Origin of the sequence: Streptomyces rubellus (genome assembly GCF_036323805.1) — a bacterium.
Classification (GTDB): Bacteria; Actinomycetota; Actinomycetes; order Streptomycetales; family Streptomycetaceae; genus Streptomyces.
The window spans coordinates 15,767-40,144 of sequence record NZ_JAZDCX010000006.1 but is presented as its reverse complement, the minus strand read 5'-3'; the positions used below and the strand labels follow the sequence as shown (position 1 = coordinate 40,144).

At 74.5% G+C, this 24,378-nt stretch carries 20 protein-coding genes; 17 read left to right on the top strand and 3 right to left on the bottom strand.

The window, feature by feature from the left end; genetic code table 11:
• Positions 1–18: 18 nt before the first annotated feature.
• On the bottom strand, positions 19–1,713 hold the full coding sequence (gene paaN / locus V1L54_RS08600) for a phenylacetic acid degradation protein PaaN (RefSeq protein ID WP_443076544.1): 1,695 nt from the start codon (positions 1,711–1,713) through the stop codon (positions 19–21).
• Positions 1,714–1,835: 122 nt separating this feature from the next.
• Here paaN and V1L54_RS08595 point away from each other — a divergent pair, with 122 nt between their 5' ends.
• Positions 1,836–2,480 (top strand): TetR/AcrR family transcriptional regulator, encoded by a 645-nt coding sequence (locus tag V1L54_RS08595; protein ID WP_330117311.1) that lies wholly within the window; start codon positions 1,836–1,838, stop codon positions 2,478–2,480.
• 14 nt (positions 2,481–2,494) lie between these two features.
• Here the strand turns inward: V1L54_RS08595 and V1L54_RS08590 are convergent, their stop codons facing one another.
• Entirely contained in the window at positions 2,495–3,043 is a 549-nt protein-coding gene (locus V1L54_RS08590; RefSeq protein WP_330117310.1) for an Lrp/AsnC family transcriptional regulator, read from the bottom strand.
• 192 nt (positions 3,044–3,235) lie between these two features.
• Between V1L54_RS08590 and pdhA (V1L54_RS08585) the strand changes: the two genes are divergently transcribed.
• The 9 genes from pdhA (V1L54_RS08585) (at position 3,236) to V1L54_RS08545 (ending at position 12,774) form a co-directional block, all read left to right on the top strand.
• Complete coding sequence (gene pdhA, locus V1L54_RS08585; protein ID WP_330117309.1) at positions 3,236–4,432, top strand: pyruvate dehydrogenase (acetyl-transferring) E1 component subunit alpha; 1,197 nt, start codon at positions 3,236–3,238, stop codon at positions 4,430–4,432.
• Between the two features lie 71 nt (positions 4,433–4,503).
• Positions 4,504–5,520, top strand: coding sequence for an alpha-ketoacid dehydrogenase subunit beta (locus V1L54_RS08580; protein ID WP_330117520.1), 1,017 nt, complete (start codon positions 4,504–4,506; stop codon positions 5,518–5,520).
• Entirely contained in the window at positions 5,520–6,860 is a 1,341-nt protein-coding gene (locus V1L54_RS08575; protein WP_330117308.1) for a dihydrolipoamide acetyltransferase family protein, read from the top strand. The genes V1L54_RS08580 and V1L54_RS08575 overlap by 1 nt, the downstream gene beginning before the upstream one ends.
• A 16-nt stretch (positions 6,861–6,876) precedes the next feature.
• Complete coding sequence (locus V1L54_RS08570; RefSeq protein ID WP_330117307.1) at positions 6,877–7,764, top strand: NTP transferase domain-containing protein; 888 nt, start codon at positions 6,877–6,879, stop codon at positions 7,762–7,764.
• Complete coding sequence (locus V1L54_RS08565) at positions 7,761–9,122, top strand: molybdopterin molybdotransferase MoeA (protein ID WP_330117306.1); 1,362 nt, start codon at positions 7,761–7,763, stop codon at positions 9,120–9,122. Before V1L54_RS08570 ends, V1L54_RS08565 begins: the two co-directional genes overlap by 4 nt.
• Complete coding sequence (locus tag V1L54_RS08560; protein WP_330117305.1) at positions 9,119–10,195, top strand: potassium channel family protein; 1,077 nt, start codon at positions 9,119–9,121, stop codon at positions 10,193–10,195. Before V1L54_RS08565 ends, V1L54_RS08560 begins: the two co-directional genes overlap by 4 nt.
• A 9-nt stretch (positions 10,196–10,204) precedes the next feature.
• Positions 10,205–11,194: an NAD(P)H-quinone oxidoreductase gene (locus V1L54_RS08555; RefSeq protein ID WP_330117304.1), complete on the top strand. Its 990-nt coding sequence runs from the start codon at positions 10,205–10,207 to the stop codon at positions 11,192–11,194.
• A gap of 93 nt (positions 11,195–11,287) precedes the next feature.
• Entirely contained in the window at positions 11,288–12,112 is an 825-nt protein-coding gene (locus tag V1L54_RS08550; protein WP_330117303.1) for a hypothetical protein, read from the top strand.
• 95 nt (positions 12,113–12,207) lie between these two features.
• Positions 12,208–12,774 (top strand): bacterial proteasome activator family protein, encoded by a 567-nt coding sequence (locus tag V1L54_RS08545; protein ID WP_330117302.1) that lies wholly within the window; start codon positions 12,208–12,210, stop codon positions 12,772–12,774.
• Positions 12,775–12,931: 157 nt separating this feature from the next.
• On the opposite strand, the gene V1L54_RS08540 is transcribed toward V1L54_RS08545, so the two are convergent.
• A complete protein-coding gene (locus tag V1L54_RS08540; protein ID WP_330117301.1) occupies positions 12,932–14,638 on the bottom strand; it encodes a protein kinase domain-containing protein in 1,707 nt (568 codons plus the stop codon).
• Between the two features lie 406 nt (positions 14,639–15,044).
• Between V1L54_RS08540 and V1L54_RS08535 the strand changes: the two genes are divergently transcribed.
• The 7 genes from V1L54_RS08535 (at position 15,045) to V1L54_RS08505 (ending at position 24,326) form a co-directional block, all read left to right on the top strand.
• Positions 15,045–16,820, top strand: coding sequence for a protein kinase domain-containing protein (locus V1L54_RS08535; protein ID WP_330117300.1), 1,776 nt, complete (start codon positions 15,045–15,047; stop codon positions 16,818–16,820).
• Between the two features lie 79 nt (positions 16,821–16,899).
• Positions 16,900–17,949 (top strand): phosphotransferase, encoded by a 1,050-nt coding sequence (locus tag V1L54_RS08530; protein WP_330117299.1) that lies wholly within the window; start codon positions 16,900–16,902, stop codon positions 17,947–17,949.
• 457 nt (positions 17,950–18,406) lie between these two features.
• Positions 18,407–19,579, top strand: a complete 1,173-nt coding sequence (gene pdhA / locus V1L54_RS08525; protein ID WP_330117298.1) for a pyruvate dehydrogenase (acetyl-transferring) E1 component subunit alpha — start codon at positions 18,407–18,409, stop codon at positions 19,577–19,579.
• Position 19,580: 1 nt separating this feature from the next.
• Positions 19,581–20,576 (top strand): alpha-ketoacid dehydrogenase subunit beta, encoded by a 996-nt coding sequence (locus V1L54_RS08520; protein ID WP_330117297.1) that lies wholly within the window; start codon positions 19,581–19,583, stop codon positions 20,574–20,576.
• Positions 20,577–20,602: 26 nt separating this feature from the next.
• Complete coding sequence (locus V1L54_RS08515) at positions 20,603–22,093, top strand: dihydrolipoamide acetyltransferase family protein (RefSeq protein WP_330117296.1); 1,491 nt, start codon at positions 20,603–20,605, stop codon at positions 22,091–22,093.
• Positions 22,094–22,257: 164 nt separating this feature from the next.
• Positions 22,258–22,971, top strand: coding sequence for a GntR family transcriptional regulator (locus V1L54_RS08510; RefSeq protein WP_330117295.1), 714 nt, complete (start codon positions 22,258–22,260; stop codon positions 22,969–22,971).
• A 92-nt stretch (positions 22,972–23,063) separates the two neighbouring features.
• Positions 23,064–24,326, top strand: a complete 1,263-nt coding sequence (locus V1L54_RS08505; protein ID WP_330117519.1) for an MFS transporter — start codon at positions 23,064–23,066, stop codon at positions 24,324–24,326.
• Positions 24,327–24,378: the final 52 nt, after the last annotated feature.

Below are 24,378 nucleotides of genomic sequence, written 5' to 3'. Positions count from 1 at the left end.
GGCTCCCGGGCTCCGGCCTCAGACCGCCGGCCGGCGCACCTCCACCGTCCGGAAGCGGCCCGCCACGAAGGCGGCGTCGCACAGCGCCGCGTTGGCCGCCGGATTGCCGCCGGAGCCGTGCAGGTCGGAGAACGCCGCGGTCTGGTTGACGTACACCCCGCCGGTGAGGTTCAGCGAGAGCTGGGCGCACTCCTCCAGACAGGCATCCGTCACCAGGCGCTCCACCTGCGGCGAGGTGGTGTACGCGCCGACCGTCATCGCGCCCCGCTCCCGCACGGTGCGGCGCAGCAGCTCCACCGCCCGCGCGGTGGAGTCCACGGCCACCGCGAAGGACACCGGGCCGAAGCACTCCTCCAGCAGCACCGGTTCCGACTCCGGCCGGTCGCCGTCCAGCTTCACGATCAGCGGGGTGCGGACGGTGGCCTCGGGGAACTCCGGGTGCGTGACCGCGCGGGAGACCAGCGCGAGCTCCCCGGGCCCGTCCGGCCCGGCGGCGCCCGCCAGCCGCTCCAGCACCCCCGGGTTGACGATCGCGCCCAGCAGCGCCACCGCCCGCCGGTCGTCGCCGAGCAGCTTGTCCACCGCGCCCGCCAGGTCGGAGACCACCTCGTCGTAGGAGCGGTGACCGGTGTCGGTGTCGATGCCGCCCCTGGGGACCAGCAGGTTCTGCGGGGTGGTGCACATCTGGCCGCTGTAGAGGGACAGCGAGAAGGCCAGGTTGTCCAGCATGCCGCGGTAGTCGTCGGTGGAGTCGACCAGCACCGTGTTGACCCCGGCCTTCTCGGTGAAGACCACCGCCTGCCGGGCGTTGGCCTCCAGCCAGTCGCCGAAGGCCGTGGAGCCGGTGTAGTCGATGATCCGGACCTCCGGGCGGACGGCCAGCTCCTTCACGACGCCCTCGCCGTCCCGCTCGGCGGCCAGCGCCACCAGGTTCGGGTCGAAGCCCGCCTCGGCGAGGACCTCCCGGGCGGCGCGCACCGTCAGCGCCAGCGGCAGCACGGCGCGCGGATGCGGCTTGACCAGCACCGGGTTGCCGGTGGCCAGCGAGGCGAACAGCCCCGGGTAGCCGTTCCAGGTCGGGAAGGTGTTGCAGCCGACCAGCAGCGCGACGCCGCGCGGCACCGCCGTGAACTCCTTGCGCAGCCGCAGCGGGTCCCGCTTCCCCTGCGGCTTGGTCCATCCGGCCGCCGCCGGCAGCCGGGTCTGCTCGGCGTACGCGTACGCCACCGCCTCCAGACCGCGGTCCTGGGCGTGCGGGCCGCCGGCCTGGAGCGCCATCAGGTACGCCTGCCCGCTGGTGTGCATCACCGCGTGGGCGAACTCGTGGGTGCGCGCGTTGATCCGGGCGAGGATCTCCAGGCAGACCGCCGCCCGCGCCCCGGGACCGGCGTCCCGCCAGGCGGGCAGCGCGGCGCGCATGGCCGGCAGCAGCACGTCCGGGTCGGCGTGCGGGTACTCGGTGCCCAGCTCGATGCCGTACGGCGAGACCTCGCCGGGCACCCAGCCGTCGGTGCCGGGCTGGTCCAGCTCGAAGCGGCGGCCGAGCAGCGCCTCGAAGGCGGCCTTCCCGGCGGCGGCGTCCGGCGTGCCGTGCTCCGGGCCGTACGCCTTCGGGTGCTCGGGGTACGGGGACCAGTACTCCCGGGTGCGGATCGCCTCCAGTGCCCGGTCCAGCACCGGGCGGTGCCTCTCCACGAGCTCTGCTGCGGTCAACGGAACCAACTCCTCGTCGGGCGGACGGACCAGTGCGGCGGTACGGCGGTATGGGGAGATACTGCAACCGAACGATCGGTCGGGGCAAGGGGAGCGGCGCGGCTGCGGCTACCATCGGGGCCATGCCAGCCGAGGCCGTTCCCGCCGAGCCGGCCGCCGCCAAGCGGTCCCCCCGCCCGTCCGGGCGCGACACCTACACGCCCGAGTCGCTCCTCGCGGTCGCCGTGGAGGTCTTCATCGAGCGCGGCTACGACGGCACCTCGATGGAGCACCTCTCCCGGGCCGCGGGCATATCGAAGTCCTCCATCTACCACCACGTGCGCGGCAAGGAGGAACTGCTGCGCCGGGCCACCGCCCGCGCCCTCGACGGCCTCTTCGCCGTCCTGGACGAGCCGGCGGCCCGCCGCGGCCGGGCGGTCGAGCGGCTGGAGCACGTCATCCGCCGCACCGCCGAGGTGCTGCTGGCCGAGCTGCCCTACGTCACGCTGCTGCTGCGGGTGCGGGGCAACACCCGCACCGAGCGCTGGGCGCTGGAGCGCCGCCGCGAGTTCGACCGCCGGGTCGCGGCCCTGCTGCGGGAGGCCGTCGCCGAGGGCGACCTGCGGGCCGACCTCGACGCCCGGCTGGCCACCCGGCTGATCTTCGGGATGATCAACTCCGTCGTGGAGTGGTACCGGCCCCAGCCGGACGCCCCCTCGGACTCCCCGGACGGCGAGCGGATCACCGAGACCGTCGTCCGGCTCGCCTTCGAGGGCCTGCGGAAGTAGGGCCCGGGGTCCGCTCAGGGCTCCGGTTCGAGGTCGGTCTCCTCGAAGACCAGCAGCGTGCGGGTGCCCAGCACCTCCGGGATCGACTGGATGCGGGTGAGCACCAGCTCCCGCAGCGCCCGGTTGTCGGGGGTGTGGACCAGCAGCAGGACGTCGAAGTCGCCGCTGACCAGCGCGATGTGCGCGGCGCCCGGGAGCGCCCGGAGCTTGGCGCGCACCGTGCGCCAGGAGTTCTGCACGATCTTCAGCTCGACGTACGCCGAGGCCCCCTGCCCGGCCCGCTCGTGGTCCACCCGGGCCGCGAAGCCGCGTATCACCCCGTCCTCGACGAGCCGGTTGATCCGGGCGTACGCGTTCGCCCGCGACACGTGCACCCGCTCGGCCACCGACCGCACCGAGGCGCGGCCGTCCAGCTGGAGCATCCGCAGGATGGCGCGGTCGATCGGGTCCAGCGGGCGGGCCGGCGGCCGGTGGTCCCCGTCGGTGTCCGGTACGGCGTCCGGAGCCGGCGGAGCCGCCCCGGGCGGCGGCTCCGCCGGCTCCGGTGCGGGTCTGGAGGCCATCTGTCCTTCCGGCATGCCGCACCGTCTCCCCTCGTTGGACGCCCTGCCGCCATCCCACGCGCCCCGGGGCCGTTTGTCCACAGGGCGGTACCGGCCATAGCCAGAATGCGACAGCGACCGAACAATCGGTAGGGGGAGTCCCTCACCCTCGCGGCTCCCGGCACGCCACGCCCCCTACCGGAGGTGCCCCGTATGACCGTCCTGGAGCAGTCAGGCGCCCGCCGTCCCGCACCGACCCCCGCGACCCGCCGACCGCGCGCCGACCCCGGGCCGCTGCTGCCGGAGAGCGAGCCGTACCGGCTGCTGGGCACCGGCGCCGAGCTGGACCCCGGGCTGCTGCGGCGGCTCTACCGGCACCTCGTGGCGGGCCGCCGCTACAACCGGCAGGCCACCGCGCTCACCCGGCAGGGGCGGCTCGCCGTCTACCCCTCCTCCACCGGGCAGGAGGCCTGCCAGGTGGCCGCGGCGCTGGTGCTGGAGAAGCGCGACTGGCTCTTCCCCAGCTACCGCGACACCCTCGCCGCCGTCGCCCGCGGGGTGGACCCGGTACAGGCGCTGGGGCTGCTGCGCGGCGACCGGCACACCGGCTACGACCCGCGCACCCACCGGGTCGCACCGCTGTGCACCCCGCTGGCCACCCACCTCCCGCACGCCGTCGGGCTGGCCCGGGCCGCCCGCCTCAAGGGCGAGGACGTGGTGGCGCTGGCCCTGACCGGCGACGGCGGCACCAGCGAGGGCGACTTCCACGAGGCGGCGAACTTCGCCGCCGTCTGGCGCGCCCCGGTCGTCTTCCTCGTCCAGAACAACGGCTACGCGATCTCCGTGCCGCTGGCGAAGCAGACCGCCGCGCCCTCGCTGGCCCACAAGGCCGTCGGCTACGGGATGCCCGGCCGGCTGGTGGACGGCAACGACGCCGCCGCCGTCCACCGGGTGCTCGCCGAGGCCGTGGCCCGCGCCCGGCGCGGCGACGGCCCCACCGTGGTGGAGGCCGTCACCTACCGGCTGGACGCCCACACCAACGCCGACGACGCCACCCGCTACCGGGACGAGGCGGAGGTGGCGGCATGGCGCGAGCACGACCCCGTGGGGCTGCTGGAGCGCGAGCTGGACGCCCGCGGCTGGCTCGACGACGAGCTGCGGTCCGGGGCCGAGCGCGAGGCCGAGGCACTGGCCGCCCGGCTGCGCGAGGAGCTCCACCGGGACCCGGCGCTCGATCCGGCGGACCTCTTCGCCCATGTCTACGCCGAGCCGACCGCGCAGCTGCGGGAGCAGGCCGCCCGGCTGCGCGCGGAGCTGGCGGCCGAGCGGGAGGCCGAGGAGGCCGGGAGCGCCGCCGGGAGCTCCGCCGAGCCGGCGGCCGAGGAGGAGAAGGGGGGCGAGGGACGGTGACGACCACCGCGACCGAGACCGGGGGCGGGCCCGGCGGCACCGGGGCGGCGGCCGTCCGCACGACCGCCACCATGGCCCAGGCCCTGAACCGCGCGCTGCGCGACGCCATGGCCGAGGACCCCGCCGTCCACGTACTCGGCGAGGACGTCGGCACGCTCGGTGGCGTCTTCCGGATCACCGACGGGCTGGCGGCCGAGTTCGGCGACGACCGCTGCGCCGACACCCCGCTGGCCGAGGCCGGGATCCTGGGCACGGCCGTCGGGATGGCGATGTACGGGCTGCGGCCGGTGGTGGAGATGCAGTTCGACGCCTTCGCCTACCCGGCGTTCGAGCAACTCATCAGCCATGTCGCCAAGATGCGCAACCGCACCCGGGGCGCGCTGCCGCTGCCGATCACGATCCGGGTGCCCTACGGCGGCGGGATCGGCGGAGTGGAGCACCACAGCGACTCCTCCGAGGCCTACTACCTGGCCACCCCCGGCCTGCACGTGGTGACCCCGGCGACCGTCGCCGACGCCTACGGGCTGCTGCGGGCCGCCGTCGCCTCCGACGACCCGGTGGTCTTCCTGGAGCCCAAGCGGCTGTACTGGTCGAAGGCCGACTGGTCGCCCGCGGCGCCCGAGCCGGTGCCGCCCGTCGGCCGCGCCGTCGTCCGCCGCAGGGGCACGTCCGCGACGCTGGTCACCTACGGGCCCTCGCTGCCGGTCTGCCTGGCGGCGGCCGAGGCCGCCCGCGCGGAGGGCTGGGACCTGGAGGTCGTGGACCTGCGCTCGCTGGTCCCCCTGGACGACGAGACGGTCTGCGCCTCGGTGCGGCGCACCGGGCGGGCCGTCGTCGTCCACGAGTCCGGGGAGTTCGGCGGGCCGGGCGGTGAGCTGGCCGCCCGGATCACCGAGCGCTGCTTCCACCATCTGGAGGCGCCGGTGCTGCGGGTGGCCGGCTTCGACATCCCCTATCCGCCGCCCATGCTGGAGCGCCACCACCTGCCCGGGGTGGACCGGGTGCTGGACGCGGTCGCCCGGCTGCAGTGGGAGTCGGAGTGGACGGACGCCGGGGACACCGGGGCCTTCGAGGGGGGTGGCCGGTGATGCCGGAGGTCCGCGAGTTCGCCCTGCCCGATCTGGGCGAGGGGCTGACGGAGGCCGAGATCGTCCGCTGGCTGGTGGCGGTGGGGGAGGTCGTCGCCGTGGACCAGCCGGTGGTGGAGGTGGAGACGGCCAAGGCGGTGGTCGAGGTGCCCTGCCCGTACGGCGGGGTGGTCACCGCCCGGTTCGGCGCGGAGGGGGACGAGGTCCCCGTCGGGGCGCCGCTGGTCACGGTGGCCGTCGGGGCGTCGGCGGCATCCGCCGTGAACGGGGTGAACGGGTCGGACGGGGCCGGGGAGCCCGAGCGGTCGGGGAACGTGCTGGTGGGTTACGGCACGGCCGCCCCCGCGGCACGCCGCCGCCGGCTCCGGCCGGCCCCGGTCCCCTCCGGCGGCGGGACCGTCCCCGTGCCCGCCACCGGCCCCGCCCCGGTGTCCACCGCGCCCGAACCGGGGACGGTGCCCGTGATCTCGCCGCTGGTGCGGCGGCTCGCCCGGGAGCACGGGATCGACCTGCGCCGCGTCCCCGGCTCCGGGCCGCGGGGCCTGATCCTGCGGGCAGACGTCGAGCGGGCGGTGCGGGCGGTACGGGAGAGCCGGACCGCCGCCCCGGCCCCCGCGCCGGACAGCGCCGCCGGACGGCCCGCGCCGGAGGGCGAGCGGATCCCGCTGCGCGGACTGCGCGGCGCGGTCGCCGACAGGCTGACCGTCTCCCGGCGCGAGATCCCCGACGCGACCTGCTGGGTGGACGCCGACGCCACCGAACTGCTCGCCGCCCGCCGGGCCATGAACGAGCACGGCGGAGGCCCGGAGATCTCCCTGCTCGCGCTCCTCGCCCGGATCTGCACCGCCGCCCTGGCCCGCTTCCCCGAGCTGAACGCCACCGTGGACACCGCCGCCCGGGAGATCGTCCGGCTGCCCGCCGTCCACCTGGGCTTCGCCGCCCAGACCGAACGCGGGCTGGTGGTGCCCGTGGTGCGCGACGCCCACGCCCGGGACACGGCCGCGCTGAGCGCGGAGATCGCCCGCCTCACCGCGGCCGCCCGGGCGGGGACGCTGAAACCGGCCGAGCTGACCGGCGGCACCTTCACCCTCAACAACTACGGCGTGTTCGGGGTGGACGGCTCGACCCCGATCGTCAACCACCCCGAGGCCGCGATGCTCGGCGTCGGCCGTATCGCACCCAAGCCGTGGGTGCACGGCGGCGAGCTGGCCGTACGCCGGGTCGTCCAGCTCTCGTTCACCTTCGACCACCGGGTGTGCGACGGCGGCACGGCGGGCGGCTTCCTGCGGTACGTGGCCGACTGCGTCGAGCACCCGGCCGTGCTGCTGCGCGGGCTGTGAAGGCGATACTCGTGGCATGAGCCACGCCTACGACGCCGTCGTCATCGCGGGCGGCGCGGCCCGCCGGCTCGGCGGGACGGACAAGCCGGCCCTCACCGTGGGGGGCCGGTCCCTGCTCGACCGGGTGCTGCACGCCTGCGCGGACGCGGCGCGGACCGTGGTCGTCGGCCCCCGGCGGCCCACGTACCGCCCGGTGGACTGGGTGCGCGAGCAGCCGCCCGGCGGCGGGCCGCTGGCCGCGCTCGACGCCGGGCTGCGCCGGGTCGAGCGGGACACGGTGCTGCTGCTCTCCGCCGATCTGCCGTTCCTGACGGCCGCCACCGTACGGGCCCTGCTCGACGGCCTCGACGGCGCCCTCACCGGGCCCGGTGACGGAGTGATCGTGTCCGACGGCCGCGACCAGCCCCTGCTGGGCGCCTACCGGACCGAGTCGCTCCGCCGTGAACTGGCCCTGCTCGCCGCCGAGCACGGCCGCCCGGCCAACCTCCCGCTGCGGCTGCTCACCGACGAGCTGGCGCTGCGCCGCGTCGCGCCCGCCGACCCCGAGGCGGCCCGGGACTGCGACACCTGGGGGGACCTCGCGTCGGCCCGCTCCCGGATCAGGGAGCATGGGCGTGTGCTGAACGAATGGATGACCGCGGCCAAGGCCGAACTCGGGATCGATCTCGACGTCGACAACGCCCTCCTGCTCGATCTGGCGCGTGACGCCGCGCACGGCGTGGCCCGGCCGGCCGCCCCGCTGACGACCTTCCTGGTCGGTTACGCGGCGGCCCGCGCGGGCGGCAGCGCCGAGGACGTCGCCGAGACCGCCCGACGGGCCGCCGGACTCGCCCGGCGCTGGGCGGCGGAGGCGGAGACCGGGGCGGAGAAGGGGACCGCGGAGCGGGGGCCGGACGCCGGATGAGCGGCGACGAACTGGCCGACGCCCTCGCCCTGGCCGACGGCCGCCGCCACCCCGCCGCCGTACCCGGTCCCGACCCCGGCCCGGAACCCGGGAGGGCTCCGGAGGACCCGGGTCACCCGGTGAAGGGGACCGGTGCCGGACACCGCCGGGGCCACACCGACTGGCCCCGGGCCCGGGCCGCCGCCGCGGCGGCCGGTGCGGCCCGCCGGCCGCCCGAGCCCGTCACCGTGCCCCTGGCCGACGCGCTCGGCCACCGGCTCGCCGCCCCCCTGACCGCGCTCACCGACCTGCCGGCGTTCGACACCTCCGCCATGGACGGCTGGGCCGTCTCCGGTCCCGGGCCGTGGGAGCTCGCCGCGGACGGCGGCCCCGGGGTGCTGGCCGGCACCGACGACCCGGCCCCGCTGCCGGACGGCCGCGCCGTCCCCATCGCCACCGGCGCCCGGGTGCCGCCGGGCACCACCGCCGTACTGCGCTCCGAGTACGGCGAGGTCGTCGGGCGACGGCTGTGCCTGGACCGGGACTCCTCCCGGTCGCCGTCGCACGGCACCGACATCCGCCCGCGCGGCCAGGAGTGCCGCACGGGCGACGAACTGCTGCCCGCCGGAGTCCCGGTCACCCCGGCCGTGCTGGGGCTGGCCGCCGCCGCGGGCCGGGACGGGCTGCCGGTCGTCCGCCGTCCCCGCGCCGAGGTGCTGGTGCTGGGCGACGAACTGCTGACCTCCGGCCCGCCCCGGGGCGGCCGGGTCCGCGACGCGCTCGGCCCCATGGTCGGCCCCTGGCTGACGGCCCTGGGCGCCGAGGTCACGGCCGTGCGCCGGCTCGGCGACGACGCCGCCGCGCTGGACGCCGCGCTGGCCGCCACCACCGCCGATGTGGTGGTCACCACCGGCGGTACGGCCGCCGGGCCCGTCGACCACGTCCATCCCGCGCTGCGCCGGCTGGGCGCGGAGCTGCTGGTGGACGGGGTGGCGGTACGCCCCGGCCATCCGATGCTGCTGGCCCGGCTGCCCGGCGGGGCGCACCTGGTCGGGCTGCCGGGCAACCCCCTGGCGGCCGTCTCCGGGCTGTTCACCCTCGCCGAGCCGCTGCTGCGCGCCGCCCCCGGCACCGCGCCCCCGGACCCGCCCGCGGACACCGCCCTCCCCACCGCCCCGCTCCTGGCGGAGGTGCACGGCCACCCCCGTGACACCCGGCTGGTGCCGGTCGTGCAGGATGGCCGCGGCGTACGTCCCCTGCGCTTCGCCGGCCCCGCGATGCTCCGCGGCATCGCCACGGCCACGGCGCTGGCGGCCGTACCGCCCGGCGGTGCCGCCACCGGCGCCGGCGTACCCCTTCTGAGACTCCCGTGGGCATGAGTGAGGGCATGAAGGACATCTCCCCGCCCGAGGAGCAGCAGCACCGGGTGCTGCTGCCCGAGCCCGTCGCCGGGCCGCTGCGCCAGGTGCTGCGGCGGTTGGCGGCGGCGATGCTCGTCCTGCTGGCGGTGGTCCTGCTGGTGTACCTCGAACGCGAGTCCTACACGGACAACGCGGACGGCGAGGTGTCCCTGCTGGACGCCTTCTACTACGCCACCGTCACGCTCTCCACCACCGGATACGGCGACATCACCCCGGTCACCGACGGCGCCCGCCTGGTCAACGTCCTGGTCATCACCCCGCTGCGCGTGCTGTTCCTGATCATCCTGATCGGCACCACCCTGGAGGTGCTGGCCGAGCGGACCCGCGAGCAGATCCGCCTGGCCCGTTGGAGGTACTCCTTGCGCGACCACACGGTCATCGTCGGCTTCGGCACCAAGGGGCGTTCCGCCGCCGAGACGCTGATCTCCAGCGGCACCTCCCAGGACCGCATAGTGATCGTCGATCCGAGCCGGAAGGTCATCGACGCGGCCAACGCCGACGGCTACACGGGCGTCATCGGCGACGCCACCCGCAGCGACGTGCTGCTCAAGGCGGAGGCGCAGCGCGCGGCCCAGGTCGTCATCGCCACCCAGCGGGACGACACCGCGGTCCTGGTGACGCTCACCGCCCGCCAGCTCAACCGCAATCTGCGCATCGTCGCGGCGGTGCGGGAGGAGGAGAACGCGCCGCTGCTGCGGCAGTCCGGCGCCGACTCCGTGATCACCAGCGCCAGTGCCGCCGGCCGTCTGCTGGGCATGTCCATGCTCAGCCCGAGCGCGGGCGCGGTGATGGAGGACCTGATCCACCAGGGCACCGGCCTGAACCTGACCGAGCGGCCGGTCACCAAGGCCGAGGCCGGGCGCTCCCCGCGCGAGTGCAAGGACCTGGTGGTCTCCGTGCTCCGCGGTCACCGGGTGCTGGGTTTCGACGACCCGGAGGCGGCCACCCTGGAACTCACCGACCGCCTCGTCGTCATCCGCCGCGCCTCGCCCTCCTCCACCACCGTCATCCCCCAGGAACCGCGGAGGTAGTACCGCACCGTGCACGCGATCACCGTCACCGAACCCGGCGGCCCCGACGTCCTGGCCTGGACCGAGGTCGACGATCCCGAGCCCGGCGCGGGCGAGGTGCTCGTCGAGGTGGTGGCCGCCGGCGTCAACCGGGCCGACCTCCTCCAGCGGCAGGGCCACTACGACCCGCCGCCCGGCGCCCCGCCGTACCCCGGGCTGGAGTGCTCCGGGCGGATCGCCGCCCTCGGCCCCGGCGTCGCCGGGTGGCGGGTCGGCGACGAGGTGTGCGCGCTGCTGGCCGGCGGCGGGTACGCCGAGAAGGTCGCGGTGCCGGCCGGGCAGCTGCTGCCGCCGCCCGACACCCCTGACGGACCGCTCGACCTCGTCACCGCCGCCGCGCTCCCCGAGGTCGCCTGCACGGTCTGGTCGAACGTCTTCATGCTCGCCGGGCTGCGGGCCGGGGAGACCCTGCTGGTGCACGGCGGGGCGAGCGGCATCGGCACCATGGCGATCCAGCTCGCGAAGGCGGCCGGGGCCACGGTGGCGGTCACCGCGGGGAGCCCGCACAAGCTGGCGCGCTGTGCCGAGCTGGGCGCGGACATCCTGGTCGACCACCGCGAACAGGACTTCGCCGCCGAGGTGAAGGAGGCCACCGGCGGGAAGGGCGCCGACGTCGTCCTGGACATCATCGGCGCGAAGTACCTGGAGCGGAACGTGAAGGTGCTGGCCACCGGCGGCCGGCTCGTCGTCATCGGCCTCCAGGGCGGGGTGAAGGGCGAACTGCACCTGGGGGCGCTGCTCGCCAAGCGCGGCACCGTCGCGGCCACCTCCCTGCGCGCCCGCCCGGCGGCGGAGAAGGCGGAGATCGTCGCGGCCGTGCGGGAACACGTCTGGCCGCTGCTCGCGGACGGGCGGGTGCGTCCCGTCGTGGACCGGACGCTGCCGATGAGTAATGCATCCGGGGCTCACCGGGTACTCGGAGGAAGCGGTCACGTGGGGAAGGTCGTTCTCACGGTCTGAGCCCGTCGATCCCGGTCTCCGGGATGCCGGGACCACGTGTCCGTGTGACTCTTGTCACACGATCGGATGCCTGGTACGTGAGGGGGCAAGGCGGTGCGAACAGCCGCGATCAGCCTGCTGGTCTGCGCGACGGTGCTGCTCTCCGCACCCGTCGCCGCGGCCGCCCAGCAACCGGCGGCCGTTCCCCACTTCGGTCAGAGCGCGGTGGACCCCAGATCCGTGCCCCCCTCGAAGTCGTCGGAGGCCTCCCGGTCCACCGAGCCGTCGAAGTCGTCGAAGCCGTCGAGGTCGTCGAAGCCCTCAAAGTCGTCGAAGCCCTCGAAGTCCTCGAAGCCGCCGTCTTCGTCCTCCTCCGCGTCCCGGTCCGCCGAGCCCTCCGGCGACGAGGAGTCCGGCACCCGCCGGCCCTCGTCCCCGGGAGGGACCGGCTCGCCGTCGTGGCCGCCGGAGGAGTCCGGCAGTCCCGCGCCGTCCTCGCCGCCGGCCAGTCTGACCCCCGATCCCACTCCCACCTCCGGCCCGGAGACGGAGACGGAGACGGAGACGGAGACCGGTGAGCCCTCCGGCGAACCGTCCGGCACGGAGTCGGAGCGGAAGACCGGGGGCACCGAGGGCACGTCCGAGGAGAGCCGGACCGCGGAGCGGCAGCCCGCCGACCGGACGTCCGCCGAGCAGGCGCGGCACCCCCGGCAGCCCCTGCCCGAGCAGGTCGGCCACCGGGAGGACGGCACCGGCGCCGAGCGGCTCTACGACGACTACCAGTACGAGGACGAGAACGGGGACGGGCGGAACACCGATCGCACCCGGAACGCCGCCGCGTCCGCGACCGAGCAACTGCTGCCCGTGCTGCCGCTCGGCGCCGGGATGGCCTTCATCGGTCTCGGGCTCGCGTCCCTCGCTCTGCGCCTGCGCCGCTGAGCGGCGCGGTGCCGTCCGGGCCCGGCCGCTCCGTCCGCGCGGCGATCCCCGGGATCGCCGCGCGGACGGGACAGCCGGGCATGCAGAATGGAGGTATGACACAGCCTATGAACGAACGGCCGCAGGAGGGGCAGCACGTCCTGGTCGTCGGCCCGGACGGAATGGCTCTCGGCAGCACCGGCCGCACGGGCGGTGAGGGGGAGGCCGACGAGGAGCCGCGTGAGCTCCCCGTGACGGAGATGGTCGAGCAGCCCGCGAAGGTCATGCGGATCGGCAGCATGATCAAGCAGCTCCTGGAGGAGGTCAAGTCGGCCCCGCTGGACGAGGCCAGCCGGGCCCGCCTCAAGGAGATCCACGCCAGCTCGGTCAAGGAGCTGGAGGACGGCCTGGCCCCCGAGCTGATCGAGGAGCTGGAGCGGATCTCGCTGCCGTTCACCGACGAGGCGCTGCCCTCCGAGGCCGAGCTGCGCATCGCGCAGGCCCAGCTGGTGGGCTGGCTGGAGGGGCTGTTCCACGGCATCCAGACGGCGCTGTTCGCCCAGCAGATGGCGGCCCGTGCCCAGCTGGAGCAGATGCGCAGGGCCCTCCCGGCCGGTGCGCTGCCCGACGACAAGGACAGCGAGGGACACGGCCAGCAGATCCGTTCCGGCCCCTACCTCTGACACCTCTGGTACTTCTGACCGCTTCCGGCCGCCTTCGCCCCTCTCCGGGGCGGACGGACACAGCCGTACACACCCACGGGCCGGGCCCGGTACGCGGACCGATCCGCGTACCGGGCCCGGCCCGTGACCGCTGCTGCCGCGGGGCCGGGGCCCCGGTTCAGGAGGCAGGCTTGCCCGTGGAGACGGTCAGGGTGATCCGGTCCTTCTTCGGGTCGAGCGCGCCGTAAGCCGTCGGGGTCTGCTTGAGGACGGTGTTCTTGCCGTAGAGGTTCTCGTCCTCGTACTCCACGTCGCCCAGGATCCAGCCCGCCTTGCGGATGCAGTCCTTCACCGAGTCCAGGTGCTTGAAGGTCAGGTCGGGCATGCTCTTCTTGCCCTTCTCGATGAAGCTGTCCGAGGCGTCCGTGCACTTGGCCGGGTCGATGGTCTTGGACGGGTCCTCGTCCTTGAAGCCGTCGTCACCGTCGTCATCGGGGTCGTCGCCGGTGCTGCCGGTGTCGGTGTCGTCGTCGGTCTTCTGCTGGCCGCCGGTGTCGCCGCCGGTGCCCGCGGGCTGCTCCGTGGTCCGGTCGGGCCTGGGGTCGCCGCCGGCCTGCTTCCCGCCTCCGTCGTCGCTGTTGCTGAGGGCTATCGCGACGATCACGGCGGAGACGACGATGATCGCCGCGACGGCCGAGCCGACGACCAGACTCGTGTTCTTCCGGCCGCCCCCGCCACCCGGCTGCGGCGAGATGGTGTACGGCGGCGGGGTGGCCGCGCCACCCTGGTGATGGCCGTACGGGCCCGGCGTCGGGGTCTGGTAACCCTGCTGCGGATAGCCGTAGTTCTGGGGGTGGGGCTGGGGCTGCCGGTACGGCTGCACGCTCGGCGGCGGCGGGGTGCGGCCCGCGTCCACCGGCGGGAAGACCGACTGTGCGACCGCCGCGCCGCTCTGCCCGCCCGGCACCCCTCCGACGATCGTCGGGGTGGTGTTCGTGGCCGCCAGCGCGTTCCGGACGCGCTCGCACTCCTCGCGCATCGCCTCGGCCGTCGGGAACCGCTCGTCGGGGTTCTTCCGCAGGGCCCGGGCGAGCAGCGCGTCCACCGCCGGCGGCAGCGAGCGGTTGATGGCGGACGGGACGGGCGGCTCCTCCTGGACGTGCGCGTAGGCGATGGCCAGCGGCGAGTCCGCGTCGAAGGGGAGCCGTCCGGTGAGCAGCTCGAAGAGCATGACGCCCACCGAGTACAGGTCGGAACGGGCGTCCACGCCGCGTCCCAGCGCCTGCTCGGGGGAGAGGTACTGCGGGGTGCCGACGACCATGCCGGTCTGGGTCATCGAGGTGACCCCGGACTGCATCGCGCGGGCGATGCCGAAGTCCATCACCTTGACGACGCCGCGCCGGTTCAGCATCACGTTGCCCGGCTTGATGTCCCGGTGCACCAGGCCCATCTCGTGGCTGACATCCAGGGCGGCCAGCACCTCGGAGACGATCTTCAGCGCCTTGTCGCTCGGCATCGCGCCGAACCGCGCCACGTCCTCGTCGAGTTCGCTGCGCAGCGGCTTGCCCTCGATGTACTCCATGACGATGTACGGCACCGGCGCGCCGTCCAGCACGTCCTCGCCGGAGTCGAAGACCGAGACGATGTTGGTGTGCGTCAGCTTGGCGACCGACTGGGCCTCGCGGCGGAAGCGCTCCCGGAAGGACGCCTCGCGGCCCAGCTCGGTGTGGAGGGTCTTGACCGCGACCGGGCGGTCGAGCACTGAGTCGTGGGCGAGGTGGACCGAGGCCATGCCGCCCTCGCCGAGCAGTGTGCGGAGCTGGTAGCGTCCGCCGCCTACCGTACGGCCCCGGTGCTGACCGGCCTGTGCGCCGTCGTCGCTCATCTGACTGCTTCCCCCTCGGCGCCGCGACTGCCGCTGTGGGCCTGCGCGTGTACGGTTGTTCTGTCGCTGGCCTTCGGTGCCCGTGCCGGTGCGACGGGCCGGGACACGCGAATTCACCCGCAAGTCTGCCCCAGCGGACCGACACGTCAAGCCGCTTGCCCGTTCCGTGACCGGATGCGCGCATACGTGTCACCGGCGCCGGACCGGGGCGTCCGGCATCGTAACTTGCCAGTTCGCGGCCCGAACCGGTTGGATGGCCCGTTACCGGCACACCGCTCTCCGCACCGTCACCCGCACCGCTCTCTTCGCTCCGCCGAGGGGTTCGGTACCCGGACCCTGTTAGCGTGCACGAGGAGCAGAGCGTACGGATCCGCGTTCACGCGGACCTGATCTACGGCGAGGACTGATGGCACAGACACAAGCCGCCGGAGGGCCTTCGGAGCCCGACGAGACAGCTGGTGGGGTGTCCAACACATCTGGTTCGTCGAAATCGCCCGGTTCGTCCGGCTTTTCGGGATCGTCGGACTCCCCGGAGTACTGGCCCAGCGGCGGCGTGGTGGGCGACGGACGCTACCGGCTCACCCACCGGCTCGGCCGCGGCGGCATGGCGGAGGTGTTCGCCGCCGAGGACGTGCGCCTCGGCCGGACGGTCGCCGTCAAGCTGCTCCGCTCCGACCTCGCCGAGGACCCGGTGTCCAAGGCGCGCTTCACCCGCGAGGCGCAGTCCGTCGCCGGGCTCAACCACCATGCCGTGGTGGCCGTCTACGACTCCGGCGAGGACACGGTCGGCGGCAACACCGTGCCGTACATCGTCATGGAGCTGGTCGAGGGCCGCACCATCCGCGACATCCTCCTGAACGCCGAGGCGCCGCCGCCCGACCAGGGGCTGGTCATCGTCTCCGGGGTGCTGGAGGCACTCGCCTACAGCCACCAGCACGGCATCGTCCACCGGGACATCAAGCCCGCCAACGTCATCATCACGGACACCGGTGCCGTGAAGGTGATGGACTTCGGCATCGCCCGCGCCCTGCACGGCGCGTCCACCACCATGACCCAGACCGGCATGGTCATGGGCACCCCGCAGTACCTCTCCCCCGAGCAGGCGCTCGGCAAGACGGTGGACGCCCGCTCCGACCTGTACGCGGTGGGCTGCCTCCTCTACGAACTGCTCGCGCTGCGCCCGCCGTTCACCGGCGAGACCCCGCTCTCGGTGGTCTACCAGCATGTCCAGGACGACCCGGTGCCGCCGTCACAGGTCACCGACGCGGTGCCGCCGGAGCTCGACGGCCTGGTGATGCGCGCGCTCGCCAAGGACCCGGACGACCGTTTCCAGACCGCCGAGGAGATGCGCGGCCTGGTGCAGTACGCGCTGCGCATGCTCCAGGAGCAGGGCGGTCACACCGGCGGGCTGTGGAACACCGGCGCGGTGCTCGCCACCGGCGCCACGCCCGCCATGGGCGCCCCCGCCGCGTACGGGGCGCAGGGCGACGGCGGCTACGGCGGCGGAGCCGGCGGCGACGCCACCCGGATCGGTCCCCCGCTGCTGATGGGCAACCCCGGCGGCGGCTCGTACGACACCCCCGCCTACGGCTCGGGCGGCGGCCACGGTGACGGGGGCCGGGGCGGCAGCGGGCTGAAGTACGGACTGATCGCCTTCTTCTCCGTCCTCGCCATCGCCGCCGGCATCTTCCTCGCCGCCCAGGGCGGCGAGGACGGGGGCGGCAGCCCGCAGAAGCCCAGCGAGAGCCCCACCGCGCCGACCCAGCGGGAGAGCTCCGGGGAGCCCACGCCCGAGGAGAAGACGGAGGAGCCCACCCGGGAGGAGACCAACCCCGGCGGCACGGGCGGCGGCCAGTACGACAACAGCGGCGGCGGCAACTGGACCCCCGAGCAGCCGCCCACCTCCGAGCCCCCGCAGACCGACGCCCCCACCGACGGCGCCGACCAGGGCGGCACCGAGGGCGACGGCGGCCAGAACGAGGGCGGCACGGAGAACGGCGGCACCGACCAGGGTACGGAGCAGGGCACCACGGAGGGCGCGGACCAGGGCGGCGCCGAGGGCACCACGGAGGGCGGCGGCGGCCAGGGCGGCGGCAACGCCGGCGGTGACCAGCAGGGCGCCGGGAACCCGGGGGGCGCCCAGGCGGGCACGGGCGAGGAACCCGCCGGCAGCGGCGGCTGATCCCCACCCCTTTACCACGTCCCGCGCTCCGTCGCACACCGTGACGGCGGATAGCTTTGTGTGACCTACGATGCGCGGCGTGCAGTCGTCTCCTCACCTCCCCGGTACCACCCTCACCACACTGGTGCGCCGCTTCGGTGCCGGGGAGCCGCTCTCCTGCGAACCGGTGGCCCAGGGGCTGCTGAACAGGGGCTACCGGCTGTCCACGACCCGCGGCCGGTTCTTCCTCAAGCACCACCTCGACGGGGACCCCGGGGCCCCCGCCCGCATCGAGCACCAGCACCGGGTCACCGAGCGGCTCGGCGACGTCGGTCTGCCGGTCGTCCCGCCGTTCCGGGACACCGCCGGGCGGACCGTCGCCGTCGTGGCGGGCGGCTGCTACGCCCTGCACCCCTGGGTGGACGGCCGGCACCGGGACGGCGGCGAGTTGTCCCGCGCCCAGTCCCGCCGGCTCGGGGCGCTGCTGGGCCTGGTGCACGTACGGCTGGGCCAGGTCATAACCGGGCCCGGACACGCCGCCGGACCCGGCACCGGGCACGGTGCCGAGCCCAGCGCCGACCCCGAGGCCACCTTCGCGCTCATCGGCGAACTGCTCGCCAGGATCCGCGCCCGTCCGCGGCGCGACTGCTTCGACGAACTGGCCGAGCACCGGCTGCGCGAGCGCCGCGCCCTGCTGCGCCGCCACGCCCACCGCCGCCCGCCCGCCGGGGCCGAGCCGGTGGCGGGCTGGGTGCACGGCGACTTCCACCCGCTCAACCTGCTCTACCGGAACCGGGAGCCCGCGGAGCCGGTCGCGATCGTGGACTGGGACCGGCTCGCCGTCCAGCCCCGTGCCGAGGAGGCCGTACGGGCCGCCGCCATCTTCTTCCTGCGGCCGGACGGCACCCTGGACCTGGCCAAGATCCGCGCCTACGCCGCCGCCTACCGGGCCGCCGCCGGGGCGGGCGCGGACGAGATGGCCGCGGCCGTGCACCGGGTGTGGTGGGAGCGGCTCAACGACTTCTGGATGCTGCGCTGGCGCTACCGGCTCCGGGACCGCCGCACCGATCCGCAGTTCCCGGCGGCGGCCGCGCTGGTGGTGTGGTGGACCGACCGGTACCCGTCGGTCCGTGACGCCTTCTGCCTCTGACGCCCCGGTCCGGGACCGCTCCCGGACCGTTCCGGACCGTCCCCCCGCCCGCCGGCGCACCCTTCTCCGGGTTTCACAGGCCTTCGTCCTTTTCGTGTACCGATCGGCTCACCGTTCGGCCTCACTCGGCCGTGGCTCTTCCCGTGACCTGCGTACCGGGATACCGTGCGCTTGTCCCAGCGGCTCGCGAGGCTGTGACCAGTGGTGTTCCGAAAATCCGGCAGTTACTTGGATTTCCAAGAAAAATTGCAGGTCAGCGCACCTTCGCGGATATGCGGGGGTACTGGGTAACGTGCTTGCAGCGGGCCGTCGAACGGGACACCTGTCACCACTCGGTTCCGTCCGCGCCGCACCCAACCCCGTGGGGCCGTACGGGCCGGGTGAGCCTCTCCCCACCGGACGTGGGGAGTCCCCAGGCTCCCGGCGACCCCGGGGGCCGGACAACGGAGGAGCACACGTGACCGTGGAGAGCACTGCCGCGCGCAGCAAGCCGCGTCGCAGCAGCGGAAAGCGTACGACGGCGGGCGGCACCAGGAAACGCGCGCAGTCGGCGAAGGCGCGCCCCGAGCTCGTACAGCTGCTGACCCCGGAGGGCGAGCGGGTCGAGCACCCGGACTACTCCCTGGACCTGACCCCCGACGAGCTGCGCGGCCTGTACCGCGACATGGTCCTCACCCGCCGCTTCGACGCCGAGGCGACCGCCTTGCAGCGGCAGGGCGAGCTGGGCCTGTGGGCCTCGCTGCTGGGCCAGGAGGCCGCCCAGATCGGCTCCGGCCGGGCCCTGCGGGACGACGACTACGTCTTCCCCACCTACCGCGAGCACGGCGTCGCCTGGTGCCGCGGGGTGGACCCGACCAACCTGCTGGGGATGTTCCGCGGCGTCAACCACGGCGGCTGGGACCCCAACAGCAACAACTTCCACCTCTACACCATCGTGATCGGCTCCCAGGTGCTGCACGCCACGGGCTACGCGATGGGGGTGGCCAAGGACGGCGCGGACAGCGCGGTGATCGCCTACTTCGGCGACGGCGCCTCAAGCCAGGGCGACGTGGCCGAGGCGTTCACCTTCTCCGCCGTCTACAACGCGCCGGTGGTGTTCTTCTGCCAGAACAACCAGTGGGCGATCTCCGAGCCGACCGAGCGCCAGTCGCGGGTGCCGATCTACCAGCGGGCCGCCGGGTTCGGCTTCCCCGGTGTCCGGGTGGACGGCAACGACGTGCTGGCGGTGCTGGCCGTCACCCGGGCCGCGCTGGAGCGCGCCCGGGCCGGCGAGGGTCCCACCCTGGTCGAGGCGTTCACGTACCGCATGGGCGCCCACACCACCTCCGACGACCCCACCCGCTACCGCAAGGACGCCGAGCGCGAGGCGTGGGAGGCCAAGGACCCGCTGCTGCGGCTGCGCACCTACCTGGAGACGGAGGGCCTGGCCGACGCCGGCTGGCTGGCCGGGCTCGACGAGGAGAGCGACGCGCTGGCCGTCCGGGTGCGCGAGGCGATCCGGTCCATGCCGGACCCGGACACCATGGCCATGTTCGACCATGTCTACGCGGACGGGCACGCGCTGGTGGACGAGGAGCGCGCCCGGTTCGCCGAGTACCAGGCGTCCTTCGCCGACGAGGAGGGCCGCTGAGATGGCCGCGACCACCACCACCGCGAAGACCGTGCCCATGGCCAAGGCGCTCAACGAGTCGCTGCGCACGGCCCTGGAGAACGACCCCAAGGTCCTGGTCATGGGCGAGGACGTCGGCAAGCTCGGCGGCGTCTTCCGCATCACCGACGGGCTGCAGAAGGACTTCGGCGAGGACCGGGTCATCGACACCCCGCTGGCCGAGTCCGGCATCGTCGGCACCGCGATCGGCCTGGCCCTGCGCGGCTACCGCCCGGTCGTGGAGATCCAGTTCGACGGCTTCGTCTTCCCCGCCTACGACCAGATCGTCACCCAGCTCGCCAAGATGCACGCCCGCGCGCTGGGCAAGATCAGGCTGCCGGTCGTCGTCCGCATCCCCTACGGCGGCGGCATCGGCGCGGTGGAGCACCACAGCGAGTCCCCCGAGGCGCTGTTCGCGCACGTCGCCGGGCTCAAGTGCGTCTCGCCGTCCAACGCCTCGGACGCCTACTGGATGCTCCAGCAGGCCATCTCCTGCGACGACCCGGTGATCTTCTTCGAGCCCAAGCGGCGCTACTGGGACAAGGGCGAGGTCGATCCCACCGCCATCCCCGGCCCGCTGCACCGGGCGGTCACCGTCCGCTCCGGCGACGACCTGACGCTGGTGGCGTACGGGCCGATGGTCAAGACCTGTCTGCAGGTCGCGGCCGCCGCCGCGGAGGAGGGCCGCTCGCTGGAGGTGATCGACCTGCGGTCGGTCTCCCCGATCGATTTCGACACCGTGCAGGCCTCGGTGGAGCGCACCGGCCGGCTGGTCGTGGTGCACGAGGCGCCGGTGTTCTTCGGCTCGGGCGCCGAGCTGGCCGCCCGGATCACCGAGCGGTGCTTCTACCACCTGGAGGCGCCGGTGCTGCGGGTCGGCGGCTTCCACGCGCCGTATCCGCCGGCCCGGCTGGAGGACGAGTACCTGCCCGGCCTGGACCGGGTGCTCGAGGCCGTCGACCGCGCGCTGGCGTACTGAGAACAGGGCTGAGGAGAGTCGTGACGATGACCGATACAGCTGCTGCCGAGGCGACGCGCATCCGGGAGTTCCGGATGCCGGACGTGGGCGAGGGGCTCACCGAGGCCGAGATCCTCACCTGGCACGTGCGGCCCGGGGACGAGGTGACCGACGGGCAGGTGGTGTGCGAGGTCGAGACGGCCAAGGCCGCCGTCGAGCTGCCGATCCCGTTCACCGGGGTGGTGCACGAGCTGCGCTTCGAGGAGGGCACCACCGTGGATGTGGGCACGCCCATCATCACGGTGGACACCGATCCCGCCGCCGGACCCGCCGACTCCGCCGGTCCCGCCCCGGCCGCCGCCGCCCCCGCCCCGGGCGGGGACGAGGGCGAACCGGAGGACGGGGCCGGGGAGGGCGGCGGCAAGCGCCAGCCGGTACTGGTGGGCTACGGGGTCGCCACCGGCCCGACGAAGCGCCGCCCGCGCCGGCAGCCCGCCGCGCCGGAGTCGGCCGCCGACCGGGCACCGGCCGCCGCGCAGTCCGCCGTGCAGGCGGAACTGAACGGCACCGCCACCCCGCCCGCCGCCGCCCCCGCGGTGCCGGCCGCCGACGAACCGCCGGCCGGGCGCCCGCTGGCCAAGCCGCCGGTGCGCAAGCTCGCCAAGGACCTGGGCGTCGACCTGGCCGCGGTGGTGCCCACCGGCGAGGGCGGGATCATCACCCGCGAGGACGTGCACGCCGCCGCGGCCGAGCGCACCCGGGCCGTCCCGGCACCCGAGCCCGGGCCCGCGGCCGAGCCGGTCCCGTCCCCGGCGGCCGAACCGGTGGAGCCGGGGCAGCGGGAGCGCCGGGTGCCGATCAAGGGAGTGCGCAGGGCGACCGCGCAGGCGATGGTCTCCAGCGCCTTCACCGCCCCGCACGCCACCGAGTTCGTGACCGTGGACGTCACCCGCACCATGAAGCTGGTGCAGGAGCTCAAGCAGGACCCGGACCTGGCCGGGCTGCGGGTCAACCCGCTGCTGCTGGTGGCCAAGGCGTTCCTGGTGGCCATCCGCCGCCACCCGGAGGTCAACGCCTTCTGGGACGAGGAACGGCAGGAGATCGTCTACAAGGACTACGTCAACCTGGGCATCGCCGCGGCCACCCCGCGCGGTCTGATCGTGCCGAACATCAAGGACGCGCACGCGAAGACCCTGCCCGAGCTGGCGAAGGCGCTGGGCGAGCTGGTGGCCACCGCCAAGGAGGGCCGGACACCGCCGGGGGACATGGCCGGCGGCACCGTGACCATCACCAACGTCGGCGTCTTCGGCGTCGACACCGGCACCCCGATCCTCAACCCCGGCGAGTCGGCGATCCTGGCCTTCGGACAGGTCAGGCTCCAGCCCTGGGTCCACAAGGGCAAGGTCAAGCCGCGCCAGGTCACCACTCTGGCGCTCTCCTTCGACCACCGCCTGGTCGACGGCGAGCTGGGCTCCAGGGTGCTGGCCGACACCGCGGCCGTGCTGGAGCACCCCCGGCGTCTGATCACCTGGAGCTGATCCGGCACCGGCGGACGGTGCCGGCGGCACCGTACGGGCCCGGCACGCACCCCGCGTGCCGGGCCCGTCCCGCCCCACCCGTCCCACTCGTCCGGTCCGCCCCGTCCGTCCCGCATCGCGGACGGGGGCTGGGAACGCATCCCTGTTGTATCTATGGTGTGGACATGTCTTCCGTCCCGCCGACCACCGCCCGGACCGACGCCCCGACCGGTAGCCGGACCGGCATCCAGACAGGTGCCGCCAAGCCGCCGCCCGCTGCCGAACGTGTCTACGCCCACGTCAAGCAGGGCGTCCTGGAGCGCCGCTACGAGGGCGGGGTCCTCCTCACCGAGGGCGAGCTGGCCGACGCGGTCGGGGTCTCCCGCACCCCCGTACGGGAGGCGCTGCTGCGGCTGGAGGCGGAGGGCCTGCTCCGGCTCTACCCGAAGAAGGGCGCGCTCGTCCTGCCGGTCTCCGCCCAGGAGATCGGCGACGTGGTCGAGACCCGGCTGCTGGTCGAGGAGCACGCCGTGCGCAAGGTCGTGCCCGTACCGCCCGGACTGCTGGAGCGGCTCACCGAACTGCTGGAGCAACAGCGGCGCCAGGCCGCCACCGGCGACCTGGCGGCCGTGGCCGCCACCGACCGCTGCTTCCACGCCACCATCGTGCGGGCCGCCGGGAACCAGATCCTGGAGCGCCTCTACGACCAGCTCCGCGACCGCCAGCTGCGGATGGGCGTCGCCGTGATGCACTCCCACCCCGACCGCATCGACCGGAACATCACCGAGCACGCCGAGATCCACCGCACCCTGTGCTCCGGGGACGCCGATGCCGCCGCCGAGGCCGTACGCCGCCACGTCGGCTCGGTACGGCACCTGCTGCGCGGTGAGGTCCGGTGAGCGGTACACCCCGGTCCGACGCGTCCGGCTCCCCGGGCCCGTCCGGTTCCCCGGCCGGCGAGTACCGGCTCGGCGGCCCCAGAGCCGCCTTCATGTGGAGCATCGGCGTCGCCGTCTACTTCGCCGCCATCACCTTCCGCACCAGCCTGGGCGTCGCCGGCATCGACGCGGCCGAGCGCTTCGACATCAACTCCTCCGCCCTGTCCTCCTTCTCGATACTCCAGCTGCTGGTCTACGCCGGGATGCAGATACCCGTCGGCCTGCTGGTGGACCGCTGGGGCACCCGGAAGGTCCTGCTCCTGGGCATCGTGCTGTTCACCACCGGCCAGTTCGCCTTCGCGCTGTCCGAGTCGTACGCCATGGCGCTCGCCGCCCGCGGGCTGCTCGGCTGCGGTGACGCGATGACGTTCATCAGCGTGCTGCGGCTGGGCACCAGCTGGTTCCCGGCCCGGCGCGGGCCGCTGGTCGCGCAGATCGCGGCGCTGTGCGGGATGGCGGGCAACCTGCTGACCACCCTGGTGCTGGCCCGGGTGCTGGCCGCCGTCGGCTGGACGCCGACCTTCGCGGGCAGCGCCGTGCTCGGTGTGGTGGTGCTGGTGCTGGTGCTGCTCTTCCTGAAGGAACGGCCCGAGGGCGTCCCGGTCCCCTCCCCCGTCCCGTCCGGTGACGAACCCGGATCCGGGTACGGGCGCGGCTATGTGCGCCGCCAGCTCGCCGCCGCCTGGCGGGAGCCGGGCACCCGGCTGGGCATGTGGGTGCACTTCACCGCCCAGTTCCCGGGCATGGTCTTCCTGCTGCTGTGGGGACTGCCGTACCTGGTCGAGGCCCAGGGCCGCACCCGGGCCGAGGCCAGCACCCTGCTGACCCTGGTGGTGCTCGCCAACATGGCGATCGGGCTGGTCTACGGCCAGGTCATCACCCGCTACCACGGCGCGCGGACCCCGATCGCGCTGGGCACCGTACTGGCCACCGCGGGCGCCTGGGCGATGGTGCTGGTCTGGCCCGGCCGGGCGCCGCTGGCGGTGCTGGTGGTGCTGTGCGTGGTCCTCGGGACCTGCGGCCCGGGCTCGATGATCGGCTTCGACTTCGCCCGCCCCGCCAACCCGCCCGAACGCCAGGGCACGGCCTCGGGCATCGTCAACATCGGCGGCTTCACCGCCTCCATGACCACCCTGCTGGCGGTGGGCGTGCTGCTGGACGTCACCGGCGGCGACTACCGGATCGCGTTCGCCTCCGTCTTCGCCGTCCAGGCGCTGGGCGTCACGCAGATCCTCCGGCTGCGCGGCCGGGCGCACCGCCGGGAGCGCGAGCGGGTGGTGGCCAGCCGCGTCGAGACGGTGCACGTACCGGCCTGACGCCCCGCCCCCGCCCCCGCCCCCGCCCCCGGCCCGGGGGCGGGGGCGGGGG